Below are 23994 nucleotides of genomic sequence, written 5' to 3'. Positions count from 1 at the left end.
TCAAAGTGCTTATTTTTAACGCTTTTTTACAGTTGCAGTTACACAATAGTTATGATGACCATACATACTCAAGCCCTCAAAACGAGAAAAAATGCCTCAATTTCACACTCAATAGGAAAGCTATTTTGCTAAATACAGTGTTAAAGAAAAAGATCCATCTCTGATTAGAGGTATTTCATGCCCTTTGGAGCTTTCAGCCTTTATACTTGTCCTAAGCTATAGGTCGCCGAGCCATAAGGGCCGGACGCCTATGAAGTAGGACGTATAAAGAGACTCCCTATGCTTACCAATCGGATCGCCGCTTACTTTTCCGGCTTCTTGGTCATTGGCCTTCTTTCCACAAGCGTTCTGGCAGAGCCAGAGCGAATAGCCCCCGAAGAGGGTCAAGGTGGTACTGCACAAGAGATAGTCAGCAAGCTTGAAATGCTGCACTACAACAAAATCAAAATCGGCGACGAAATGTCCGAGAACTTGTGGAACGAGTATATCGATGCACTCGACCCCACTAAAAGTTACTTCCTCGCCTCTGATATCGACGAATTCCGCGCGTGGGAAGCGGAGATGGATGACCAGCTTCGCGCTGGTGATGTCACCGCTGGATTCAGTATCTACAACCGTTTCCGCCTGCGTATGGGGGATCGGCTAGATAATATTTTGTCCCAACTAGAGAAAGGCCTGCCCGCCTATGACTTTTCTCGGGAAGAGACCCTTGAGCTGGATCGGGAGGAAAGCCAGTGGCCCAACTCGATCAGCGCTGCAGATGAACTGTGGCGCAAGCGCTTAAAGAGCAGCATCCTGAATCTTCGCCTTACCGGTAAGACCGATGAGGAAATCCAGGACCTTCTTGTGCGCCGTTACAAAGGCCAAAAGAAGCGCCTCGAGCAACAGAAGAGCGACGACGTTTTTGAGCTCTATATGAATTCGTTGACTCGTCTCTACGATCCGCACAGCAATTACCTGTCACCGCGCTCATTGGAAAACTTCAATATGAGCATGTCCCTCTCCTTGGAGGGTATCGGTGCTGTGCTGCAGGCAGACGAGGAATACACCAAAGTTGCTCGCCTGGTACACGGTGGTCCAGCCGATCGCACTGGCAAGATCAAGCCCAACGATAAAATCGTGGGTGTTGGCCAGGATAAAGAAGGCGAAATGGTCGATGTAGTGGGCTGGCGCCTGGATGATGTTGTCGACTTGATTCGCGGCAAGGCCGGTACCTATGTTCGCCTGGAAACCATCCCCACTGGTGGTGACGGCACTCATAAGACTATCTTGATCAAGCGCAGCAAAGTGAAGCTTGAAGATCAGGCGGCCAAGAAGGCAGTGTTTGAATTCTCTGACGGCAGCAAGAATTACAAGATCGGTGTGATTAACCTGCCGACCTTCTATATCGACTTTGATGCCTATCGCCGCCGCGACCCCAACTATAAGAGCACCACGCGAGACGTTGCCCGTCTGCTGAGTGAACTTAAAGAGGAAAAGGTTGACGGTATTATTCTGGATCTTCGCAACAACGGCGGTGGTTCACTGCAAGAAGCCACCATGCTCACCGATCTGTTTATTGATCAGGGTCCTGTTGTACAGATCCGTCATGCCAATGAGCAGATTTCCCGCCATAACCGCTCGCGCTCCCGTGCCATGTACCGCGGGCCGCTGATGGTATTGATTAATCGCTTGTCGGCCTCAGCATCCGAGATTTTTGCCGGTGCAATCCAGGATTACAACCGAGGCCTGGTAGTGGGTAACCAATCCTTTGGTAAGGGTACTGTGCAAACTATGGCTCCCCTGAAGGAAGGCCAGTTGAAAATTACCCAGTCCAAGTTCTACCGGGTTTCCGGAGACAGCACACAGCACGCGGGTGTGAAGCCGGACATCGATATGCCACAGTTGATTGATGCCGAAAATGTCGGTGAAAGTGCTTACGATACTGCCCTGCCCTGGGACCGTATCCACGCTGTGCCTCATGCGAAGTATTTCAACTTGAAGATGCTGATCCCGAACTTGATTACCAAGCACAACAAGCGCACGGAAACAGATCCAGATTTTGTTTTCCTGCGCGATCAGTTCAAGTTCGACGCCGAGCGGGCTGACAAGAAGTATGTCTCTCTCAACGAATCAACTAGAGAGAATGAGCGCAAGTCCGTCAACCAGCGATTGCTGGATATGGAAAACCGTCGCCGCAAAGCTAAAGGCCTTGAACCCTACGAGAACTTTGAGGCATACGAAGAAAGCGAATCTGAAGAGGTGGCTAACATTGGTGGTCCTGTAGAGATCAAGTTGGAAAAAGATCCAATTTTGAATGAAGCGGGCTATATAATGGCGGACTTTATCGGCCTCGCCGATAAGGCCAGCAAGGCCCCGCCCCAAGTTGCCAACTTCTAAATACTGATAGGCACTGGGCGCGGCGTGCGCCCGGTCCGCGAACTAACTCTTAGGTCGGGCTAGCCCGACCTTTTTTATTTTGGGGGAAGAGATGAAGGTTGTTTCCTTTAACGTCAATAGTATTCGCACTCGCCTGCACCAGATGCAGGCCTTGGTAGACAACCATCAGCCCGATATCATCGGCCTACAGGAAACCAAAGTCACCGACGAAGACTTTCCAGTAAATGCGATAAAAGACCTGGGCTATGAGCTGATTTATTTTGGCCAAAAAACACACTACGGTGTTGCCCTGCTCTCACGCCTACCTTTTATTGATCGCGAATACGGTTTCCCAACTGATGCCAGCGACGCCCAGCGCCGTATGGTTGCCGGCAAGTTTGATATCGGCGGTCCTGAGCCCCTCACGGTTATCAATGGCTATTTCCCGCAAGGTGAAAATCGCGAGCACCCGGTTAAATTTCCGGCAAAGCAAAAGTATTACGCCGACCTGGATACCTACCTGCAAACCACGTGTAAGCCGGAAGCGCCTGTATTGGTTATCGGCGATATGAATATTTCACCCAGCGACCAGGATATTGGTATTGGTGAACCCAATCGCAAGCGCTGGCTGCGCGATGGCAAATGCAGCTTCCTTCCAGAAGAGCGCGAGTGGCTTCAAAAAATTGAAGGCTGGGGGCTCACCGACACTTTCCGCGCACAAAACCCAGAAACAGACGATGTATTCAGCTGGTTCGACTACCGCAGTCGTGGGTTCGATCGCGAGCCCAGACGCGGCCTGCGTATCGACTTGATCCTAGCCACCAACCCTCTTCTGGAAAAATGTGTCGGGACTGGCGTGGACTACGATATTCGGGCTATGGAACGCCCATCAGACCACGCGCCTGTATGGGCCGAGTTTAAGCTATAAGCACAGGTTACAGCCCGCTGGTTCAGTGGGCTATTTTTAAGACTATGAATATATGGTTTTCCATATATAATTGTGAAAAAGCCAAATGGAGCCCTCCAATGAAAAGGCGTGTTCTGTTTGTTTGCGCCGGGGACTCTGCCCGCTCACTGATGGCTGAGGCACTGTTGCGGCATTTTGGAGGCAACTCATACGAAGCCGTTGGCGCCGGAACCAATGTCCATACAGTGGACCCACGCGCTCTACAAGCGCTGGAGCGATTGGGGGTTTCAGCAGAGGGACTCACTCCCAAAGTTGTAGAAGATGTAGCTGACCAACCTTTTGACCTGGTCATCACACTTTGCGACAAAAGCCGGGAAGAGTACGTACCCTCCCCAAAAGTTGACAAGATGATTGCCTGGAATTTCAAGGAACCGACAAAGCGACACTGCTTCTGCCCTTTTTACACCACGGCACGTGAATTGAGCACTCGCATCAAACTACTAGTCTTGGCCCAAGCCGAGGCGGATTTACGAAAAAGAGCAGCATGAACCCAGTACAGTTTTACAAATGCCTGGCCGATGATACACGGCTACGCACATTGCTCCTTATTGCTCACGAGGAAGAGCTTTGCGTATGCGAGCTAACGGCAGCCCTCGAATTGAGCCAGCCGAAAATTTCCAGGCACCTCGCCTTGCTGAGAAGTTCAGACCTACTCCAAGACCGCCGCCAGGGGCAGTGGGTGTTTTACCGAATCAACCCGGACTTAAATGCCTGGGCAAAGTCTGTACTGTTCGACACCTTACAGGCGAACCAGCACTTTATTACCGAAGACCTCAACAACCTGATTCAAATGGGAGACCGGCCAGAGCGCACAAGTCTGTGCTGCTGATACCGCCTGCCGACCTAAGATTTAAACTATCCAGATATATATGATTTTTCATATGTGCCTGGCAGAAACGGAGCAAAATTAACAATGACCATCAAAATTGGGATCAATGGATTTGGCCGAATTGGCCGGCTGGTACTGCGCGCTGCCTGGGATTGGCCTGAAGTTGAGTTTGTCCAGATTAACGATCCTGCCGGTGATGCAACCACACTCGCCCACCTGCTCAACTTTGACTCTGTACACGGACGCTGGCACAGAGAGGCGAAAGCCGTTGATGACACAATTCAGGTTGATGGCAAAACAATAACCTGTAGCCGCAATACCGCTATTGCAGATACCAATTGGAAAAACTGTGACCTGGTTGTAGAGGCCTCCGGTAAAATGAAAACTACCGAACTTCTTCAACCCTACCTGGATCAAGGGGTAAAGAAGGTGTTGGTCTCTGCACCAGTTAAAGAGGCTGGAGTTCCGAACATTGTCCTTGGAGTGAATCAACATATTTACCAGCCGGACAAACACCAGATTATTACCGCCGCTTCCTGTACGACTAACTGCCTTGCTCCAGTAGTAAAAGTTATTCACGAAAACCTGGGTATTCGTCACGGTTCAATCACCACTATTCACGATATCACCAATACCCAGACTATCCTCGACGCACCCCATGGAGATCTGCGCAGAGCCCGCGCTTGTGGTGCCAGCCTGATTCCCACAACAACAGGTTCAGCTACAGCTATTGCCACCATCTTTCCAGAGTTGTCCGGCCGCCTAAACGGCCACGCAGTTCGTGTTCCCCTCGCCAACGCATCCATTACCGATTGTGTTTTCGAAGTGGAAACCGCCACTACCCCAGAGGCAGTAAACCAGCTATTTAAGGACGCTGCAGAGGGTGAACTAAAAGATATCCTCGGCTATGAGGAAAGGCCCCTCGTCTCCGTGGATTACAAAACCGACCCCAGATCGAGCATTATCGATTCTCTATCGACCATGGTCGTTAACGGCACCCAGGTAAAAGTTTACGCCTGGTATGACAATGAATGGGGTTACGCCAACCGCACGGCGGAATTGGCTCGAATGATTGGCACCATGGGCTAAACAGCCAAAGTACAACGGGGCCGGAAGGAAAGAACACACTGCACCTGAGGGGTACGCCTCTCCATGAGCTCATATTTTTTCCTCCTGCTTTTAGTAAATAGCAGTACACAGAACAAGATCATGCAGTTTCTTCACAATTTATCGTCGCCAGTGCGCCAATACTTGCTGGTAACAGGCAATTACTGGGCATTTACTTTGACTGACGGCGCTCTGCGCATGCTGGTGCTGCTGCACTTTCACGAACTCGGCTACAGCCCTTTGCAAATAGCCTTGCTTTTCCTTTTCTACGAATTCTTTGGCGTAGTCACTAATCTTATCGGCGGCTGGCTCGGTGCCCGGATTGGACTCAACCGGACCATGAATTTGGGGCTGGCCTTACAGGTTGTTGCTCTTTCCATGCTGCTGGCACCCAGTCAGTATCTCTCGGTCCCCTTGGTTATGGCCGCCCAAGCCCTTTCCGGTATCGCCAAAGACCTGAATAAAATGAGTGCGAAGAGCTCAATCAAGTTACTGGTGCCCGATCAAGCCAGTGGTGCCTTATATCGATGGGTCGCCCTTCTTACCGGTTCGAAAAACGCGCTAAAAGGCTTGGGCTTCTTTCTCGGCGGTGCCCTACTCGCCTCACTTGGCTTTCAAGGCGCGATTGTATCGATGGCCCTAGCTCTTGGAATAGTTTGGATATTGAGTCTCAAATTTCTTAAGCGGGACTTAGGGAAAGCCAAAGCAAAAAGCCGATTCAGAGATATCTTTTCCAAGAGTCCCGCAGTCAACATATTGTCGGCCGCGCGCTTACTCTTGTTTGCTTCCCGGGATGTTTGGTTTGTTATAGCTCTACCGATTTTCCTGGCCAGCCAGTTCGGTTGGAGCCACTGGCAGGTAGGTACCTTCCTGGCATCCTGGGTGATCGGATACGGCATAGTGCAAACCCAGGCCCCAAAGGTCACAGCGGCACGTTCAGCCCAGGCTCCGGATGGTCGAACCGCACTATTCTGGGCAATAGCGCTCACTGCAGTGCCCGCATTAATCGCAATCGCATTACACAAAGGGGTGGATCCACAGCTCGCCGTACTGGGTGGACTTTTGATATTTGCTGTACTCTTCGCCGTAAACTCATCTTTACACAGCTACCTGATAGTAGCTTATGCCCGGGAAGATGGCGTCTCTATGGATGTGGGCTTCTACTATATGGCAAATGCCGCTGGGCGATTGCTCGGGACACTGCTCTCGGGGTGGGTATTCCAAACTCAGGGGTTGGTGGCTTGCCTGCTTATTTCCAGTGCTTTTCTTCTGTTAACCGCACTGGTTTCACTGGGTTTGCCCAGACACAAAACCGGGGCTCAGGAGGTTGGCAGCTTAAGTAGGAGCTGATCCGATAGCAGTATGAGTGCTACTTGCCAGCAAAGGCTGGCAAGTAGGCTGAGGGACCATTTCGACCTGCACGATTCGATACAGTTTGGACTCAGGTATGCACCCCATTTGAAATAGAATCAAAGCAAGGACCAAATACCTCATATAACACCCACCTCAAGTCCAAGTACACAGTTCCACAGGAGCTGCAAAAACTCGAGATTAAAATGTCTGGATTTGGCACTCAATGCCTATTTGCCACTACTTTCTGCCAAAACCATCGCAAGAACTATGACTTTTTAGTCACAGTCATTCTTAGCAAAGTCCGATCCTTTTTGATGTAGTGGTGATATAGAGCGACCATTACATGCCCCAGGATTAAGATCCAGACCACCCACTCTCCCAGGATCTCTTTATGGATAAAATCGACCGGCTTCTCAAACTGTTCGAATGTCATCCCCATCCGATCCTGAACTATCGCCACAAAGGCTTGGGTGCTCTCAAACTTAGGAATTTCAAACAGGAAAAAGTAATCCGTATCCACACCTGTTCCGATATACCCTGTTAGCGGAGCGACGACCATAATCAAGTAGAGAAGAACATGACCGGTATGAGCGGCAAAGTGTTCCAGGGAGCTACCTGGTTCTAATGGCGGTGGCGGATTAGTGAGACGCCATACGATTCTTAAGATGACGATCACCCCAATGGTGACGCCAATAGATAGATGTAACTGCAAGGCAGTCCAATTCGCCGGTGTTTCCTCTTGGGTAAACCACTGGCGGTAGTAGACTGAAATATAGGAACCCAAAAACAATAAGGCCGTTAACCAATGTAGCCACTTGGCTACTGAACCGTAACTGTCAGGTTGATTTCTCAGGCTCATTCCTATCTCTTTCCCACTTCCGAAAACTATATTCTATCGGCAATTCGCCTACTATTTCTCCGAGTAGAATCTACGTAAACCCAAAATAAAGAGTACAACACCAAACGCTTGGACAAAATGATAGATAATATTGTGATCAAGGTCCCAAATGATACTGACTGATAAACTTCCATCTAACTGGACAGCCATTGCAACAATACTAACTATCGAGCCAAGTGCCATAAACCAACTGCCACGCGGTGAGCTTTGTCTCCTTAAGGCTAATATAGAATACCCTATAAAAGCCACTGCACTGATTAAAAACTGATAAACAGCAAAGGCAAAAATTTTATCTTTAAGTGAAAACGAGAAAACAAAAACTATCAGAAAAATAAATAATACTGGCAAAATGGCTCTTTTGGAAAAATCTTCATTCACCAAATCTACACTAACCGCAAGAACAAAAGAAGAAATCAGAAAACCAAGTAAAACAAGCACTCCATACCATAAACAAACTCGAAAATATGGAGGGATTTCAAACCCGTGATAGATAGCTGCCACTAATGAGGCTATGAACATGATAGTGAAAAAAATAAGCCAAATACTTCTTTTCCACTGCTTCCTCCTTACAAACACCAACAAATAAAGGGCGCCAATAAATGCGACCAGAGCCAGCCCGACATTAGTAATTGCAGTTAATAGGTCTATTTCGCCATGTACTAGAGTCATTCTATTTCGAATATAGTCGACACACTTTCATATACATTCTCTATCCAACCCAGATCGTAACCCTTTATAGCAATATATCAGACTTTCTGAAGATCAATTGAACATAGGTGTGTCATCTACGAAAACTCAATAATATCAATTTCTCTAGTGCAACCTCAATAATGAAGTAGATGCAAAGTTTAAAAAGCACAGAGACAGACAAGAGCCAGCGCGCCATTATATTTCAAGGCGGCACTGACACTTATTGATCGTTTCAACTCTTATTAACTGGCTATAACTGATACAATCACCTTGCCTTTAGCGCGTCCTGAAGCGAGATATGAAAAAGCTTCTTTGCCTTGCTCTAAAGAATAGATCTTGTCTATTACTGGAGAAAGAATCTTCTGCCGGTACAGATCCCCCAACTCACTCAGCTGTCCTCCATTAGCTTCCATAATAACCATTCGATAGAGCGCAGATTTGTCCTTCGCTGCCTTCATTAGCTTTCGCGACTTAAGCGCCACTAGCTTGCGAAGCAACCAACCTAGCCCAAGCTCTTCAGCTGTCTGCGGATCTAAAGCCCCTTTAACAGAGACAACACGCCCACCAGTTTTCAGGACCTGAAATGCATCCAAAGCATACTGACCACCCAAAGTATCGAACACGACATCCATATCAGATAGTAATTGCCGGTAGTCATCTTTTTTATAATCAATAACAAGGTCGGCACCGAGTGCTTTTACCCACTCCACATTCGCGCTACTTGTTGTAGTCACCACATAGGCGCCTACAGACTTCGCCAATTGGATCGCCATAGAGCCAACACCACCTGAGCCTGCATGTATCAGCACTTTCTCGCCAGACTTCAAACCCGCAACTTTGATCAAAGACTGATAGGAGGTCAGCCCAACGAGCGGAATACCCGCTGCTTCACTGTGTGACAAGTTTTCGGGCTTTGCAGCCAAGTGGGAAACACTAACGGTGAGATATTCTGCAATAGTGCCCACATGATCCTCCCCCACCCTGGAAAACACCAGGTCCCCTACACTGTATCCAGCAACATCATTCCCCACTGCTACAACTTCACCGCTGACATCCCGGCCAATACCAACCGGAAATACTTCCTTTCGTACCGATTTAAGCTCCCCCCGCACCATCATGTTATCAACTGGATTTACGCTAGCCGCATGCACCCGAAGCAAAACTTCACCAGCCTTGGGGGTGGGAACCTCAGCTGACTGAAACTCCAGGCTGCTATCAATATCCCCATAGCGAGTCATTTTCAAAGCTTTCATTGGTCATCCTAACAATCGGTTCAACAAACATTGAAAGCGATAGTGCCCATACTGCGACCATAAAAACAGGTGGTAATAGGTATAAGTCTTTTGTCATTTTGGCAATAATGGGGAATATTTTGAGCCGATGACAAACAGTTAGAAGTTGATTATGGACAAAATCAGAGCATTGCGTTACTTCAAGCGGGTGGTAGAACTGAATAGCTTTACTGCAGTTGCTGAGGAATTTGAGGTTCCCGCTTCATCAATCTCCCGCCGCGTAAAAGATCTGGAGCAGTCCTTAGGAGTGGAGTTACTGCAACGCAGTACCCGCCAAGTCAAGGTTACTGAGCTCGGCAAGCTCTACTATTCGATGATAAGTAAAGCAATTCGCCAGCTTGAACAGGCTGATGAATTGGTTAGCCAGACATTTGAAGCGCCCAACGGTCTGATACGTATCAGCTGCCTCCCAACTTATGGAGAGCAGCATTTAACCCCCCTTCTTGAGAAGTTTGCCCAACGTTACCCCAATATCGTATTCGACTTAACCTATAACGATGACCTGTCCCAGTTAGGGAAAGATCCCGTTGATATTGCGATTCGCGGAGGGTTTGCGCCGGATGAGCATGTTATTGCCAAACGCCTATCGGATAATGAGTTCACCCTCGTGGCTACACCGCAGTTTATCGACAAGTTGGAGTATAGCTTCCCCTTAAACAAGTCGGCGATTGAGTCAATTGCTACCTTGCAATACCGGGGGCCTCGTGGCGTCATTGAGTGGTACATACTCAATGACGAGCACTGGGAGCCCCTGAAGTTGACTCCAAAAGTTATCAGCAATAACGGTAAAGCATTAACAGCAGCCGCCCTCAATCACCGCGGTATGTTCTGCGTACCTTCCTGGAGTATTTGTAACTATCTAGATACAGGGGAGCTTGTACAGGTACCTTGCGAGGGTAAAGTCTCAGTCAGCCCCGGTGGCGATCTGGGAGTATTTCTTCTTTATGAGCGCACTAAATACCAAATTCCCAAAATAAAGCTTTGCGTAGATTTTATCTATGAAAATTTGAATGAACGATAGAAGAATACCAAAATTTTTCGCAGTGCTACTTAAATTATATGGGCCAATAATGCTAGCTTGAACAAATCTACCATTAAAAAAAGCACTCCCCCTTCTTTATTGTTCGAAAAAATTTATATTCGACTACAAGCTTATATCCCGCACCCCGTGGACATATAAAAACCTCATAAAACTAAAAATTGATCTACTTCAAGCTGCCCTTAGATTTATTTGGAGGCATATTGATAGGTATGCTAGTTTGAAAAGTAGAAATCATGCCAAAAGTACCTTTAACTATGAATAACTAAATGGAGAAGTTAGCACTGATAAAACCAGGTCAAACCGCTTATATCAGAACAGCCGGCGACAAAAGGATTGAGCCATGCCAAGTTATGAAGACTTCATCAGCCTATTAGAAAAAGACATTGAATCAGCCTTCAAAACCTATGAACTTGATTTTAATACGGAGGCCTTCGACAACAAATCAGGAGCTTACGAAACTGGGTTTGATTTTGAATTTGTAAAACCCAATAAAATCATGATGGTAAAAAGCGGAGATTCTGGCAAGAAAGCAACATACCTCACTTGGGCTAGAAAAACAGCTGTACCTGTAACTCTAGATAGTAAGAGTCCCCCATACTTCTTCACCTCCCATCTCAGTAATTGTCGAATGACCTTCAAGTACCATGACGACCAAAGCAAAAGTGTAACGGTTATCCATGTTGCAGGTGATGTTTCCCAGGGGGGGACCATCGAGGGAAGCAAACAAAGAGACGAACTGGAGCAGATGGTAAAAACTCCCGTTGTAACCAAGGAGAGGAGACTCTCAATAGGTGGCCCTAAAGGAGGTAATAAAGGAGCGAAGTTCAAGAAAAAGCAGGCAAAACTTGGTACTTCATACTACGATACCTGTGCACGAGTATTCGGGGTACGAGATGAAAACGGCCAGTGGGCATTTTATACACAAAATATCGGTCGTAAGGATGAGCTGCTGGGCTTTTTCGAAATCACATAATTCTTTGCAACAAACAATCTAAACTCAGCCCAGAATCTAATCAAATAGAGCCGCACGAAAAAAGTCGTTGCGGCTGATCCCATTCCACCCATGAAGGAAACTGTATTACCAGTGCCAGATTGAATTAGCTATATTTTCTCTTGGTAGTAGATATCTTATCAATTTCTATATACTACTGAATAAATCCCCTAGATATCGGATAATGTCTAACTTCCTTTAAGACTTATGTGTACCCTCATCACTACAATGAGGGTATCAATCAATAAATTGAAAGAGAACTTAAAATAAACATGGCACATATGTTAGGTGTCTAATTCTGATAAAAAATGCACTATAAACATCTAGGGAGCCTCTGAGCGACTCCGTGATGCCTCTGGCATGCAGAGCGGTTCACAATCAAGGCGCTGCTTCACAGGAATGTCTAGACCTTTCAAGAAGTCGCAACGCGGAGTGTGAATCGCTCTGCAAGCCCCGAAGGGTGGGCCTTGAAGGCCGCATCTGCTGCGTTGCAGCTCTTGCAAAGGGCTACGGCCATTCGCGGCGAGCTGCGCCTAACATCTGCAGCCTTCAAGACCCGCAGAGGTATTACGGAGTTATTCGGAGGCCCCTAGTTAGCTAAATAACTGTTTTCGAGCAACGACCACTCTCTAAGAACTGCAGTAAGGTTTCACCAAGTTCTTCATCGGCATCAAAAAATGGAAGATGATGGCTGTCTTTAAGTATAGTGAGGCACTTTGGCCCACGATATCGCGCAAAATCATCTTTAACTTGAGAAGGAGTGGTTATTGTATCCTTTTCACCTACCATGAATAATGCTGGAATCTCCAAGCTATCGACTTCAGCATTAACATTTAACGCCTGAAGCTCCCTTTCCATTTTATCTGCCAAGCTTCCCCGTTTCTGTTGCCACCCAGGAAACTGCTCATTTATCTTTTGATCTGCTATAAAGCCATGAATATCCACCCCATTTGCGATACCATTATTCGCCCTACTTGCCCACTTTGCGAGTAAAAGATGGTTCTCTCCTGGGTTCTCTTGATATTGCTTCAATTCGTGCATTGCATGTTCATTATTTTCCTGCATTACCCATTTTAGGGTTGCATCAAGGCTTGTTTTGGACTGAACCTTTCCATTTTGGAATGAGGAAATAAATACTATGCTAGCTAATTCTTCTGGATATTTTCCTGCATAAAGAGCAGCTAAAGCACCACCCCATGAATGGCCAACCAGAATAAACTTGTCTTTTTTATAATGGGTCCGGAGAAAATTAACTACATTGCGCACATCCTCAACATTATTATCAATCGTTAAGGTATCTTCCTTAACTTCAGGGGATTTCCCTGCCCCTCTTTGATGCATATAAGCAACTAAATAATCAGCTTCCAGAGTTTTCCCAATTTTTACCTGAAATGGAACCAACCCCAACTCCACATCCCCAGGCCCGCCATGTAAAAATAGCAACAAAGGCTTGCCTTCATCTTGCCCTGCAACTTCCACATACAAATTTGTGTCATTACTTTTAATACTCTGGATATCATTTACTTGTTCTCCAACCGCCATATTGGAAAGCAAGGCAACAAATAGAAGAACCAACCGGGCATGCTTAAACATCGATGTAATCACCATATCAACTATATTCTTAGGCAAATGAGCTGAAGTACCATTAGGTGGCACACTACCTTTTGTGAAGAGTCTCACAGATATATGTCAAAGATATAGGAAAAAGAGTCGAGTTGAATTACTTCAAAGGTAAATAGTAAATTCAAGCCTCATAACATCAAAGGGCAACCTTACCAGAACACCTCTGAAACCCTACTCATAAAATAGATTACCATCCAACGATAATTGATTAAATGCACACAACTAACCCATTACTGGAATAAGTAAAAGCGAAAAAAGACATTCCTAGTGAATATATAGATCAACCATTCTATCCATCGCTAATCAAACTAGCGTAAAGCAGAATACCAAAGCAAGCTTGTCAATCACTAGAAAGATGGCTTCTACCTGCACAGCACCATGAAATCAAGCTATAGGCCTGAATAAATGAAAGGATAAAACTGACCCGTCGTCAATTGATAACTTAAAGGCCCGGCACAGCTATGCCATCCGGGTCATGTTTTTCCTACTGCCTAAGAAGCTATTACTGGGTGCTGTTGAAACAACAATACAGCCCTACTCCCCAGTATAAGACTTGATAATACTATCCGATCAAGCTTTTAAGTAACTTGATTTGAAAGAGGTACACAAGTCCATGTGGCAGGTATTGCCAGCCATCGTCAACTACAAATAAAGGACGCTTGATAGCTGGCATGTATTGGAATTACTCAAAATTATGGTTCAAGGCATCCTCAAATGAAACAGACTTAATCACGCTCCTAGCTGTAAAACGATTCATCCTTGCGGTATACGTTGACTTACATCGCTGTGAAGTCCCCAGGTCCCTAGCCTTAATCTCATTGGCTATAGCCCAGTGCCATTGAGAATGATATTTAAAAGTTTTATCGGCCAGCTTTGTGCAAAGCTCCCAATCACCAAATCGCTTAACTCTAGTGTCCGGCTCTCCAAGAAAAACTGTACAACCAGTGAACAGAATCGAGCCCGATATGACCAAAATCTTTAGAATTCTCATACTCAGTAAACCCAAATGATACTTCATGGATGAGCTTTTCGATATCCTGAACCAGGTCACAGGATCGTACGACATCGCCAGCCCTTATCCATCTCAATTACTACCAGATGCTCGTAGGCTACCTATAAGCATTCTAGGAATTCATGAAAATATTAACATATTGTTGATATTTGGTCATACTATTCTGTCTAACATATATAAGGTATTTGCATACCCAGTTTAAGTACTACTTGGTTGGTTAATTTTAGATACCTACTAAGTCCAGTAAGCGGCCCTTATTAGCTATCCTATCACGCCACTGAGTCGCATGTTGCTCAACACTTAAGTCAAGGAAGGTGACTCTAAGAGTGGCCATTAAAATATCGGCATTTAGTTCGCTATTTATCGGTTACTTGGATAAGCGCAGTGAAGCAATATATAAACCCCTTTTATACTAATTCATTAATCTAGTTATTCTCTAGAGAATCGGGCCACCTTAATTCGCCAAGTTACCATAATTAGTCACAAACTATATAGTCAGCTTATTTTTTCCAACATAATTATCAGCAAGAAGTCAAAGGTCTATCAGATTCCAGCGAGCATTATTTTGGCAATCTATAATCTGTTGATCAATGGCGGCTATTCGACCCCGAATACGCTCCCAATTACTTTTCTTCATTTTCAGCTCATCAGTAATACTTGCACTGTAATCAATAGATTGTTTATCAGCTAAACTTGCCGTCCGAGAGTCATGGTGTTCTTGTCGTATGGTAATCCAAATATTAGGGTCCAGTTCCGATGTATATGTGATGGCCTGACGGAGTTTCGTGGGTACAGACTCTACTCTGACATTTCCATTTCGATCCGTAAAGTTAAGTACTTTTTGTTTGTCCACATTGACAATGTAGAAAAATTTACGATTTTGATTTAAGACCCAGTTCGCAATACCTTCAAAGGGGATCATCGCAGTATTGAGACCATGACTGCCAATGATCGTATTGTAATTGGAGTAACGGCGTTCATGTAAAATACCCGCGCTTACTCCAATTAGGTGAAGTCTCTCCCAGCTGCGCCCCAGTCCAGAATCTCGATCCCCAATTATTTCTCCCAAACCACCGCTAATTAGCCCCATAGCAGAGCGAGCCATATCTCCTGGCAATGGACCTATAACTCCTGCTTGGTTATGCAGTGACCTATGCACAATCCCTTGCGGAGGATTGAATGGCTTAGAGCTCGCAAACCATTCAATATCGCCTGAAATATTATACCCCGCAGAACTAACTCTAAAGTACATTATGTCGCCCCTATAATTGAGGAAATTCCGTTAGCAACTAGTTGTCAACTCATAAACTTGGAAAGCGAGGGAAATTATCCGCCTGAAATCAGATAAGCAAATAGTCGAATTGGGGGAAAACTAACAATCCCTCCCATGCCCTGAATATAATATCAGCAATCCTGAGCACACAATCACCTGTGTACTGCGCCGTAAGAAATGATTCAAATTTTTTCCGGCGAAAACCAATATAAACACCGCCGACACATCATTGGGTACCTATTTAGTTTGACCCAACAACTGCCATAGAGACATTATACGCCGACATTTTCTGTAGAAATTAAAGTTCGCCCATCGACTTTAGCAATGACATTCTCACTACTGATTTGGCATGCTGATCATTATCGGCCACAACAAACATCGTGACCGAATTTCAAAGGGTTTAAAATTTAGAGGAGTATCCAAAGTGCGGCTATTAGATTCAGTGACATCATTATAAAGTCAGTGATAAAGATAAAACGCATCACGCCTTTAACTTGCCACGGCCCTTCACCTTTTCGGTTTTGTAGGGCTACCGGGACATTGTAAATAAACTGTGTTCCGTGAGTGACAGCAAACACCAGCAGCAACGTAGCGCGTTGTACCTCCGTAGCAAATACTGAGGGGCTGATTAGCAGTAGGATATTGAGTAGCGCCAACGACAGGTTAAAACCACCCAGAAATTTTCCCGATTCTGCCAAGATATTAAATACGGGGGTATCCCTTTGTTCCCTGGGTACCAGTAACTTCGCAAATATATAGTTTCTCAAAGAGAAAACGTTAAATCCCATCAGAAACCAAATCGTGTTTAACACCAAAACAACTTCATAGATCATCAATATCTCCAAGACTTGTTGTTTGCCCGCCACTAAGGTCAGTACATTTATTAAACAAATTTGTACTTACCCCGTAGCAGGGGTTGAATCCTCAGGAATTACTCATTACCGGCCAGAGATCCACTATCTCGCCTTTGCTATAGACCGCAATATCACCAAACTGCAGGAACACGGACTCACTCTGTGTGGGCCGGAGAAAGACCCAGTCGTCTTCATTCAGCAGTACCTTTTTTGAGCCATTCAGCATTTCTTGGTTGCTGGAGCGGCCATAAATGGGGTTGATCGATAGACCTTTTGGTGATTCTGGCTCCGCCTTCCAATAGCCGCCAGATATAAAGAAGCTTTGCTCCCGATTTGGGTTCAACCAACTAAAGGGTCCGGTAAGCCCTTCTATGCCGGGTATCTGTGTCTGTGACAATTTCTTCAATACCGGACTTGCGATATACGCCGCTGGTAAATGATCAGACAGAGTGGGAATATCAAAGCCCACCGGTTTAACCAGGCACGAGCCAGCGGCAATCTCGTTACAGGGAGCCCGGTCTGCTCGGGATTTGTACAGTTGGTAGGTTGGGCTACCGGCAGCGTTCAAAGTGGCCGCCTTCGGGAATGCACTTCCCAGCTGGATCTTAGCTTGCTCCACCCTGCTTTGGTAAATATCCAACCCCCGAGTGATTGCCTTTTCAGGTCCACCGAGAACACTTGGCATTTTTGCGGCGTGGGCGTCGTAACCCATAAAACCGGAAAATTCCAAATAGGGTTCCCGCTGAATGATACCAAGCATCGTGGAGAGATCTTCCGCACTGGCAATGCCACCCCGGTGTAGGCCTACATCAATCTCGATATTAATTCGCAAGGATTGTTTGAGCGATCGCGCCAGATCGGCGTATTGATTAAGTCTGCGGGGGCTGTCAACCAGCCACTGTAACTGCCGCGTAGGATCAAAATGCTCCGCCCTAGTGCCAAAATAAAAGGCCTTTGCCGCAGAAATCGGCAGAGGTTTACCCAGTAAAATATCACTCGCTGGATGAGATTTAACCAGTTTCTGTAAAAATGGCAGCTGGAATACCATGATGCGATTGGTATTTGTTCGCTGAGTAATAGCATCCAGCAGGTTTAGCGAGGGCAAAGATTTAGCCACTACCCGGTAGTCATAGTGACCTCTGAGGTGGCCGGCTAATATATCGGCGTTCTTTTGCAGATTTTCCAAGTCTATGACTAATGTGGGACCAGAAAAGCCGGCATTATCCAGAGCTTTAGAAACACTGGAGAAGTATTTGCTGTGCCCTCCCTGCCCTTGCGCTTTAGGGCGAAGAACGGCGACACCTGCCACCGCTCCTAATGCGACCCCACCTAGTATTAGCTTTCGTCGCTTGATATCCATTGTGCTTTCCTCTTTGAGGGTTCACTGCTGAGCAGCGTTGCTCAGGTAAAAAGCGTTTTCAGATAGGGGTTTAAGAACTTACCACTGGGGTCCAGCTCTCGGCGAACCTCAAGAAAATCCTGCCACTGAGGGTAGAGCCCGGCAAAGTCCGAGCCTTGTAGCTTGTTTAACTTGCCCCAGTGCGGGCGGCCCCCATATTTGTGCATAATGGGCTCAATGGCCTGAAATAGCGGTAGGTGGTCCTCTTCAAAGTAGCGGTGTATGGCGATGGACACGGAATCTTGCTTATAAAACGGACTCAGCCAGATATCGTCAGCTTTAACGAAACGCACCTCGATAGGGAAGAAAACATCCAGGTTATTTTCCTCAATCGTTCGACGTATTTCCGCGAAGGCTTTCAAACCGTCCTCGCGGGGCAAGTGGTACTCCATTTCATTGAAACGTACGTTTCGCTCACTGGCGTAATTCCGCCAGGAGGACTCGACAACGACTTCCCTCTCGATATCTTCCATCGCATTTTGCAGCGCAAACTGGCGCAACTTCGGTGACCAACCCAGCCAGTCCCGCACGGATTTCAGGGTCATCACCGCTTCATTAGTATCTTCCCGCTCCGTAGAGAAGATTTCCTCTGTGGTCGGCTGGTGGGAATCAGCCATGCACATCCCAGAAAATGGGATATAGTAAAATTCAAAGTTCCGATTGGCCTCTGCCAATTCTGGAGCCAGATCCAACACCTCTTCCAGGGGCGCTACCCAAGATTCACGACGCAAACGGTAGCTGGGCTGGTTCTGCATACGCACCTTGGTCACCATACCCAGGCTGCCAAGGGATACTTGCGCTGCCGCGAACACCTCGGGGTTTTCCTCACCATCACACCAGAGCGTATCCCCCCCAGCGGTCACCAGTTCCATACCCGTTGCATAGCTGGACATACAACCCAAGCCTGCACCGGTTCCATGGGTCGCGGTTGCCAGGCAACCACCTAAAGTCTGCTCATCGATATCTGGTTGGTTAATCAGCGCTTGACCGATGTCCTCTAAGGGTTGGCCAATGTCTGCTACACGGGTGCCAGCGTAGATTGTCGCCTGGACCTTGTCGGAATCGTGGTCGGCGACGCCAGTAATGCGGCCCAATGAAATAATTGTGTCGTCAGTGGGTACCAGTGCAGTGAAGGAGTGACCCGCACCTACCGCCCTGACCGTACCTTGCGCTTCCGCAATTATCGTTTGCAGTGCAGGAATATCTTTGGGTGCCAGACGATGGGCCGGCAGACACTCTTGTGAACCAGACCAGTTCCGCCATCGAACACCCGCTTTTTTTGTCGGTGGGGCTGCAGCTTGCAATAAGGTGCGTGCAACTGATGAGATGGGCGCGGCCGCTAATGATGCGGAGCCGATCGCAATAGAATTAATAAACTGGCGACGATTGAACCCCATATCCTTTACTCCGCTGTAGCCATAAAGGCAATCAACTGTTCAAACTGCTCGGGGGAGCACTCAAAACAAAGGCCTAGTGGCGGCATACCCTGGAACCCATTGATAGCATTTTCCACCAACACATCCATCCCCTTCTCCATACGGGGCTTCCAGTTGGCTAAATCTCCGGTAAGGGGTGCGGCGCTGGCGCCAGTGCTGTGACAGCTGCGGCAAGTGCGAGTATATATTTCAGCGATTTCCGGATCAGCGGGCGCAAGAGACAGCGCTCTTTGGGTCAACATTGCCCGGCTTTTTTCACTATCCTGTGGAGGCTCAGAACATCCTTGAATGACATTTAGTACCAAAAAAAGAGACAAGAGCTTAAAGCTCCGGCGCAAGACTTCCAGTTCCATATGCGTACACCTACTACATTATTGTTGTTTATTTCTTTTTGGCTATTGCCAAAGCTATCGTGTACATATCGCTGGCACTATTGTTAATCATGATGACTGCTAAAACAACTACTTGAGTTGCCTGTTCTCAATTATTTCTATCGTAATTTATTTGCGTACCACTTAGAGAACTAAAGCCTATGTACATCTCGAAGTTAAAATCAGCATTTATTACAGAGATAAAATGACTCTTGTTAACAGTAGACAGGCTTTGCAAACATCAAAAAGAGCTATTTATATTTACGAATATATAGCCATAAATAAAAACCGCCGACCAAAGTGCCCAGCGGAACATTTAGCACACTCACTGTTGAAAATATTAAAGCTAACTCTGGGGCATACCTTTTATCCAAAAGGACAGCAATGCCAGCAAAGACCCCCAAAATATTCAAAGACGCAAACAGTATTATCATCAACCCCATTAGACTGAATATATTGAATGGCATACTCAAAATTGAATTCCCAAAAACTGCGTATAGGAATAACAATATTGCGCTGGATATCAACAACATCAAAATTGAGTAAGTAATTATCAACCAGCCGGAAACTTTTTCCTCGGTACTAACCATGCGGTGCTCCTGTGAAGGTAAAAGCCCAAGCCTCTTTAGTGATCCCGAGACCGAGAACATCAGGGCATTGAGAAATGACTCTAAAGTTGCTCCGGTTTCAGTTGTCAGCTAGCTCAACGATCAACATGACTCAATGACATTTATGACACCGATGGCGACTTTGGGCTGCCTACCCTTCTACTTTAGGCGTTGAGTATCAACAGGAACAGGAATACCCTAATGCTTTTCGATCAGGTAGGTATTCAGTGGTTAATAGAGTGCTAGTTTCTCCAAAAGGACCAGAACTGTCAGAGTTGATCCAAGGCTACTGGCGTGTGAGTGATTGGAATTTAAGCCCTCAGGAGCGCCTGACATTCCTAAAGCAACATATAGATATAGGGGTTACCACCGTAGATCATGCTGATATTTACGGAGATTACTCCTGCGAACAGTTATTCGGCGAGGCCCTTAAGCTGGATAGATCTGTTCGCAATCACATCGAGATTGTCACCAAATGCAATATCAAATTGCTTTCTGAAAAATATCCAAACAGGAAAGTTAAGTACTATGACTCCAGCGCTGAACATATTCAGCACTCGGTTAATAACTCCTTAGCCCACCTCGGTGTAGAGCACATCGACATCCTACTTCTTCACCGACCTGATGTTTTGATGGATGCAGATGAAATTGCCAGCACATTCGCCGAACTGCAGAAGTCCGGTAAGGTATTACATTTCGGCGTTTCCAACTTTACCTCCCAGCAATTTGATTTGTTGCAGTCCCGCCTGAGCTCACCACTGGTGACAAATCAAGTCGAGATTAATCCTATCAATTTTAGCGCTGCGGAGGATGGAACTCTGGATCAACTGCAGCAATATAGAATTCATCCTATGGCTTGGTCCTGCTTAGCTGGAGGGGAAATTTTTAGTGGATCAAGCACCCAGGCAACACGGTTACGAATCACCCTGGAAGATATCAAGCAGGAAATCGGGGCAGCCAGTATCGACCAGGTAATCTATGCGTGGGTACGACGTTTTCCCTCCAAGCCCCTAGCAATTATGGGGTCGGGAAAAATTGAGCGCGTTCAGTCGGCGATAGAAAGCCTGAAACTCAATTTGAGTAGAGAGCAGTGGTATAGAATATGGACCGCCTCTAAGGGGATTGAAGTTCCCTAGATCCAGCTTTCAGCCTAACAAATTATTGATTACTTGGCTTACGCAAAAAATAATTTATTAAGACTAACCTCTTGCTTAACAATTGGGCGGTGTAACTTTAATTCGGTTACACCACCCATCAACCAGATAAGTATATTTGCTCTACGGCCCCATCTGGCTTGACCACTGCATCAAGCGCCCCTGGGACATATTTTTATTTTTTTCATCCCCATTATTCATAAAAGATGCAAGTTCGGTAACTAAGTTACCCTTGCGCCAATCGTAGAGAAAGCTCGCCAATACATGGAATGCCGCATCTGAACAGTTGGAAATAATCTGCAACTGCCCATTATTATTTCCCTCCAGAGAACTCAAACGTTCCATCCACTTTCCTGGGGCAAATGCATATTGAAATGAAAGCTCTCCGCAATTAGGGTCATTATAGGCATTGCCGAAGCCTTGGGTTCCCAAAAGTTCACGCCTCAAAAAATTCCGGAACTCATTGTGTTCATTTTGGGTGACTTGCAAACCATAATACTGCGCTGTTGGGTCTGCGTTCATCCCCGTGTCATCACGCCAACGACCAGCAATAGGCCTCATACTATTGTGACGCCCGCCCACTGAGCCTTTAAATGCATCCCAAGAACTGTTGGGGTCCCAACCTACAATAGTATCAATAACACCATTGTGACCTGATATTAATGCCGTGTGCCCATTCCATGTTCTACCCAAAGAACTTTCCACCCCACCATTATTCCACCACTGCGCGTAAAACCTGGAAAAAAGAGAACCGTATGACCTCAAACTGGATACAAAACAAATACCTGCAAAGTATCCTTCACACGCCCTAGGATTAAAACCTCTTCCGCTCATCGCCCACATCCTCCATAACGACTATGAAATTTTTTACCAAAATTGTTATTTAATATTTTGACAATTCAAGAACTCTTTCAATTCATCGCTAAAGCCACTGAATTATTATTTTTATTACTCAGGACCTAATGAAAATTGACAGACTTTCTATATGACTCGAGATTATTTGATACCAAATCTGGTACTACTGTGTCAACACGGAAAATATTTCAAGCTGAAGAGAAGGGGTAACTGAGAGGCAAAGTAAAATAGGAGTTATGTATCCTCTAAAATTTATCAGAGAATCTCAAACAACCCAATGGGTCCATAATAAAACTCAAGATATGAAAGGATATAAAGCAGTTATTAGATATTATTTGCTTATCACCAAGTATAGTTGAATCATGAAAATTATTAGGAAATTACAAAACAACAACCATAAGAGAACTCACATACTAAAAACTCCCGCATAAAGGATTCCTTTTATAGGCACACCTACACAAGGAAGACTCAAAAGGCTGAGGGGAAGCTACTCTAAAGACCCTTTCTCTCATCCACAATCGCCTTTAACTTTCCCTCTCCAACCTGCTCAATCGCATTACTCACGAGCTACTTGAGCTAAAGATTTCACTCCCTCCTACTTACTTGAGCAAACATTTAAATGGGGATAATGATTGCAAATTTCAGCCATCTTTCGAAATAGATAACTTTACATATCTACAGTTCTAGGCAATTACCGACTGCTTATCGGACAAATTGATGACATTCCAATTAATTAACCAATAGACATCAAGAGAACAAAGATAAAAGAGGACAATTCGACTGATTTTGAAACTGCACTTTTGGCTCACCACATCAATAGCGTAGAGTGAAGCGAGCCCCAAGAAAGAATTTACTTATTGGCCACATCGATCGCAGGGTTACCAAGTGCACTGTTTAGAACATGGGCCAGGCGAACTCCCCCCTGCTGCAAACGCTTTTCAAGGGAGTCCTGACAGCGCAGAAAGTACTTTTCCCCAAGTTGTGTTTCGCTGGTATAGGCGAGACCATGGGCTAAGTGATGAGACTCCCGGGCCCAAACTTCGGCCGAGGTAGACTGCCAGATCTGCCTCTCAGCCGCACTAATTTTATCCGTTTGCTCCTGAGCATAATCTTGCCAGTCTAAAAACAAACGGGCGACCATATGGATGTCCCAGAGCGCATGTAAATTCGTTTCGACCCCATAGAATTGGACTTCCACATCATTACCCCCTTTATCTGAAAATAATCCGGTATGTAATGGCTGATGAAGGTCGCCAACAAAGTGGGCAATAAACATCAGTGCTTCTGCACGCTCCGTCTTGGTGCGCGAGCGATCGGCCAATACTTCCTGATATCTTTGAATCGCCTTCAATATGCATCCTGCAGCTGGGCAATCCCGCTCCTCAACATAAGCAGACCAGTCTCGAGACAAGTTTATATAGTGAAGCGGCGCAGCCCAGTTATAAGTCTCATCAGACCTAATTCGATCAGCCCAAGTTGTGGATTCAGCTAGATGCGGCTCACCGACTTCATCAAGGAGCAACTCTATTTCGGCGGCTACCTCCGGGTCCAGGTAATGCCATGCAATTTCTCCAACGACCCTGTGACCATCATCTCCCCAAGCGTGTGCTTGTGTCATAGCTGTGAGTCCGAATAGTGCAACCGCTATACGGGAAATTATCAATCGTATGCTCATTGGGCATGTCCGCCAGAGTGAATTTGCTGCGTACTTTAACGCCAGTATGTGACAAGTTCACGGCTGTAATAATTTATTTATATGTGCACTACATAATCGCTTCAGCTCTTAGACAGTACCCAATAAAAATCACATAACAGTCTCCATTGGAACTTGGAACCTAAGTTGCAAGAGCAAAACTCGATAATTACTTGGGCCACTTGAGTT

Annotated in this window: 21 protein-coding genes; 9 read left to right on the top strand and 12 right to left on the bottom strand. The window is 46.0% G+C overall.

The genetic code is table 11. From position 1 onward, the window contains the following. The first annotated feature begins 279 nt into the window (after positions 1-279). The 6 genes from ACJJII_RS17340 (at position 280) to arsJ (ending at position 6611) form a co-directional block, all read left to right on the top strand. Positions 280-2379: a carboxy terminal-processing peptidase gene (locus ACJJII_RS17340; RefSeq protein WP_413665723.1), complete on the top strand. Its 2100-nt coding sequence runs from the start codon at positions 280-282 to the stop codon at positions 2377-2379. A gap of 91 nt (positions 2380-2470) precedes the next feature. Then, positions 2471-3286 carry an exodeoxyribonuclease III gene (xthA, locus tag ACJJII_RS17335; protein ID WP_444917087.1) on the top strand — a complete coding sequence of 272 codons (816 nt, stop codon included), beginning with the start codon at positions 2471-2473 and terminating at the stop codon, positions 3284-3286. Positions 3287-3384: 98 nt separating this feature from the next. Then, positions 3385-3813: an arsenate reductase ArsC gene (locus tag ACJJII_RS17330; RefSeq protein WP_444917086.1), complete on the top strand. Its 429-nt coding sequence runs from the start codon at positions 3385-3387 to the stop codon at positions 3811-3813. Beyond that, a complete protein-coding gene (locus tag ACJJII_RS17325) occupies positions 3810-4154 on the top strand; it encodes a metalloregulator ArsR/SmtB family transcription factor (RefSeq protein ID WP_282932732.1) in 345 nt (114 codons plus the stop codon). The genes ACJJII_RS17330 and ACJJII_RS17325 overlap by 4 nt, the downstream gene beginning before the upstream one ends. Positions 4155-4238: 84 nt before the next feature. Continuing rightward, positions 4239-5243: an ArsJ-associated glyceraldehyde-3-phosphate dehydrogenase gene (locus ACJJII_RS17320; protein WP_444917085.1), complete on the top strand. Its 1005-nt coding sequence runs from the start codon at positions 4239-4241 to the stop codon at positions 5241-5243. A gap of 120 nt (positions 5244-5363) precedes the next feature. Continuing rightward, the gene (arsJ, locus tag ACJJII_RS17315) at positions 5364-6611 is read left to right on the top strand and encodes an organoarsenical effux MFS transporter ArsJ (RefSeq protein WP_444917084.1); all 1248 of its coding nucleotides are present in this window, start codon (positions 5364-5366) and stop codon (positions 6609-6611) included. A gap of 268 nt (positions 6612-6879) precedes the next feature. Here arsJ and ACJJII_RS17310 read toward each other — a convergent pair whose 3' ends face one another. From ACJJII_RS17310 to ACJJII_RS17300, 3 genes are all read right to left on the bottom strand, one after another. Further along, complete coding sequence (locus ACJJII_RS17310) at positions 6880-7473, bottom strand: cytochrome b (RefSeq protein WP_444917083.1); 594 nt, start codon at positions 7471-7473, stop codon at positions 6880-6882. Between the two features lie 51 nt (positions 7474-7524). Continuing rightward, on the bottom strand, positions 7525-8181 hold the full coding sequence (locus ACJJII_RS17305) for a DUF6962 family protein (protein ID WP_444917082.1): 657 nt from the start codon (positions 8179-8181) through the stop codon (positions 7525-7527). A gap of 263 nt (positions 8182-8444) precedes the next feature. Then, positions 8445-9455, bottom strand: coding sequence for an NADP-dependent oxidoreductase (locus tag ACJJII_RS17300; RefSeq protein ID WP_444917081.1), 1011 nt, complete (start codon positions 9453-9455; stop codon positions 8445-8447). A gap of 151 nt (positions 9456-9606) precedes the next feature. On the opposite strand from ACJJII_RS17300, the gene ACJJII_RS17295 reads away from it, so the two are divergent. Both ACJJII_RS17295 and ACJJII_RS17290 read left to right on the top strand, forming a co-directional pair. After that, positions 9607-10515: a LysR family transcriptional regulator gene (locus tag ACJJII_RS17295; RefSeq protein WP_444917080.1), complete on the top strand. Its 909-nt coding sequence runs from the start codon at positions 9607-9609 to the stop codon at positions 10513-10515. A gap of 361 nt (positions 10516-10876) precedes the next feature. Beyond that, entirely contained in the window at positions 10877-11509 is a 633-nt protein-coding gene (locus tag ACJJII_RS17290; RefSeq protein ID WP_444917079.1) for a hypothetical protein, read from the top strand. A gap of 615 nt (positions 11510-12124) precedes the next feature. On the opposite strand, the gene ACJJII_RS17285 is transcribed toward ACJJII_RS17290, so the two are convergent. The 7 genes from ACJJII_RS17285 to ACJJII_RS17255 all read right to left on the bottom strand — a co-directional run bounded on the left by ACJJII_RS17285 (position 12125) and on the right by ACJJII_RS17255 (position 20085). After that, positions 12125-13120, bottom strand: coding sequence for an alpha/beta fold hydrolase (locus ACJJII_RS17285; protein WP_444917078.1), 996 nt, complete (start codon positions 13118-13120; stop codon positions 12125-12127). 1574 nt (positions 13121-14694) lie between these two features. Then, the gene (locus ACJJII_RS17280; protein WP_444917077.1) at positions 14695-15414 is read right to left on the bottom strand and encodes a hypothetical protein; all 720 of its coding nucleotides are present in this window, start codon (positions 15412-15414) and stop codon (positions 14695-14697) included. Positions 15415-15842: 428 nt separating this feature from the next. Next, complete coding sequence (locus ACJJII_RS17275) at positions 15843-16268, bottom strand: hypothetical protein (protein WP_444917076.1); 426 nt, start codon at positions 16266-16268, stop codon at positions 15843-15845. Positions 16269-16359: 91 nt separating this feature from the next. After that, on the bottom strand, positions 16360-17649 hold the full coding sequence (locus ACJJII_RS17270; protein ID WP_444917075.1) for a DSD1 family PLP-dependent enzyme: 1290 nt from the start codon (positions 17647-17649) through the stop codon (positions 16360-16362). Positions 17650-17690: 41 nt separating this feature from the next. Continuing rightward, positions 17691-19085: an FAD-linked oxidoreductase, L-gulonolactone oxidase family gene (locus ACJJII_RS17265; protein ID WP_444917074.1), complete on the bottom strand. Its 1395-nt coding sequence runs from the start codon at positions 19083-19085 to the stop codon at positions 17691-17693. 5 nt (positions 19086-19090) lie between these two features. Then, complete coding sequence (locus tag ACJJII_RS17260) at positions 19091-19477, bottom strand: c-type cytochrome (RefSeq protein WP_444917073.1); 387 nt, start codon at positions 19475-19477, stop codon at positions 19091-19093. A 269-nt stretch (positions 19478-19746) separates the two neighbouring features. Further along, positions 19747-20085, bottom strand: coding sequence for a hypothetical protein (locus ACJJII_RS17255; RefSeq protein WP_413665706.1), 339 nt, complete (start codon positions 20083-20085; stop codon positions 19747-19749). A 257-nt stretch (positions 20086-20342) separates the two neighbouring features. On the opposite strand from ACJJII_RS17255, the gene ACJJII_RS17250 reads away from it, so the two are divergent. Then, entirely contained in the window at positions 20343-21239 is an 897-nt protein-coding gene (locus ACJJII_RS17250) for an aldo/keto reductase (protein WP_444917072.1), read from the top strand. 141 nt (positions 21240-21380) lie between these two features. Here ACJJII_RS17250 and ACJJII_RS17245 read toward each other — a convergent pair whose 3' ends face one another. Both ACJJII_RS17245 and ACJJII_RS17240 read right to left on the bottom strand, forming a co-directional pair. Beyond that, positions 21381-21950, bottom strand: a complete 570-nt coding sequence (locus tag ACJJII_RS17245) for a hypothetical protein (protein WP_444917071.1) — start codon at positions 21948-21950, stop codon at positions 21381-21383. 1012 nt (positions 21951-22962) lie between these two features. Beyond that, entirely contained in the window at positions 22963-23730 is a 768-nt protein-coding gene (locus ACJJII_RS17240) for a S1/P1 nuclease (protein WP_444917070.1), read from the bottom strand. Positions 23731-23994: the final 264 nt, after the last annotated feature.

This window comes from Microbulbifer maximicatervae (SeqCode), assembly GCF_052467825.1.
The sequence above is the reverse complement of the archived record's forward strand: the minus strand, read 5'-3'. Positions and strand labels throughout refer to the sequence as shown.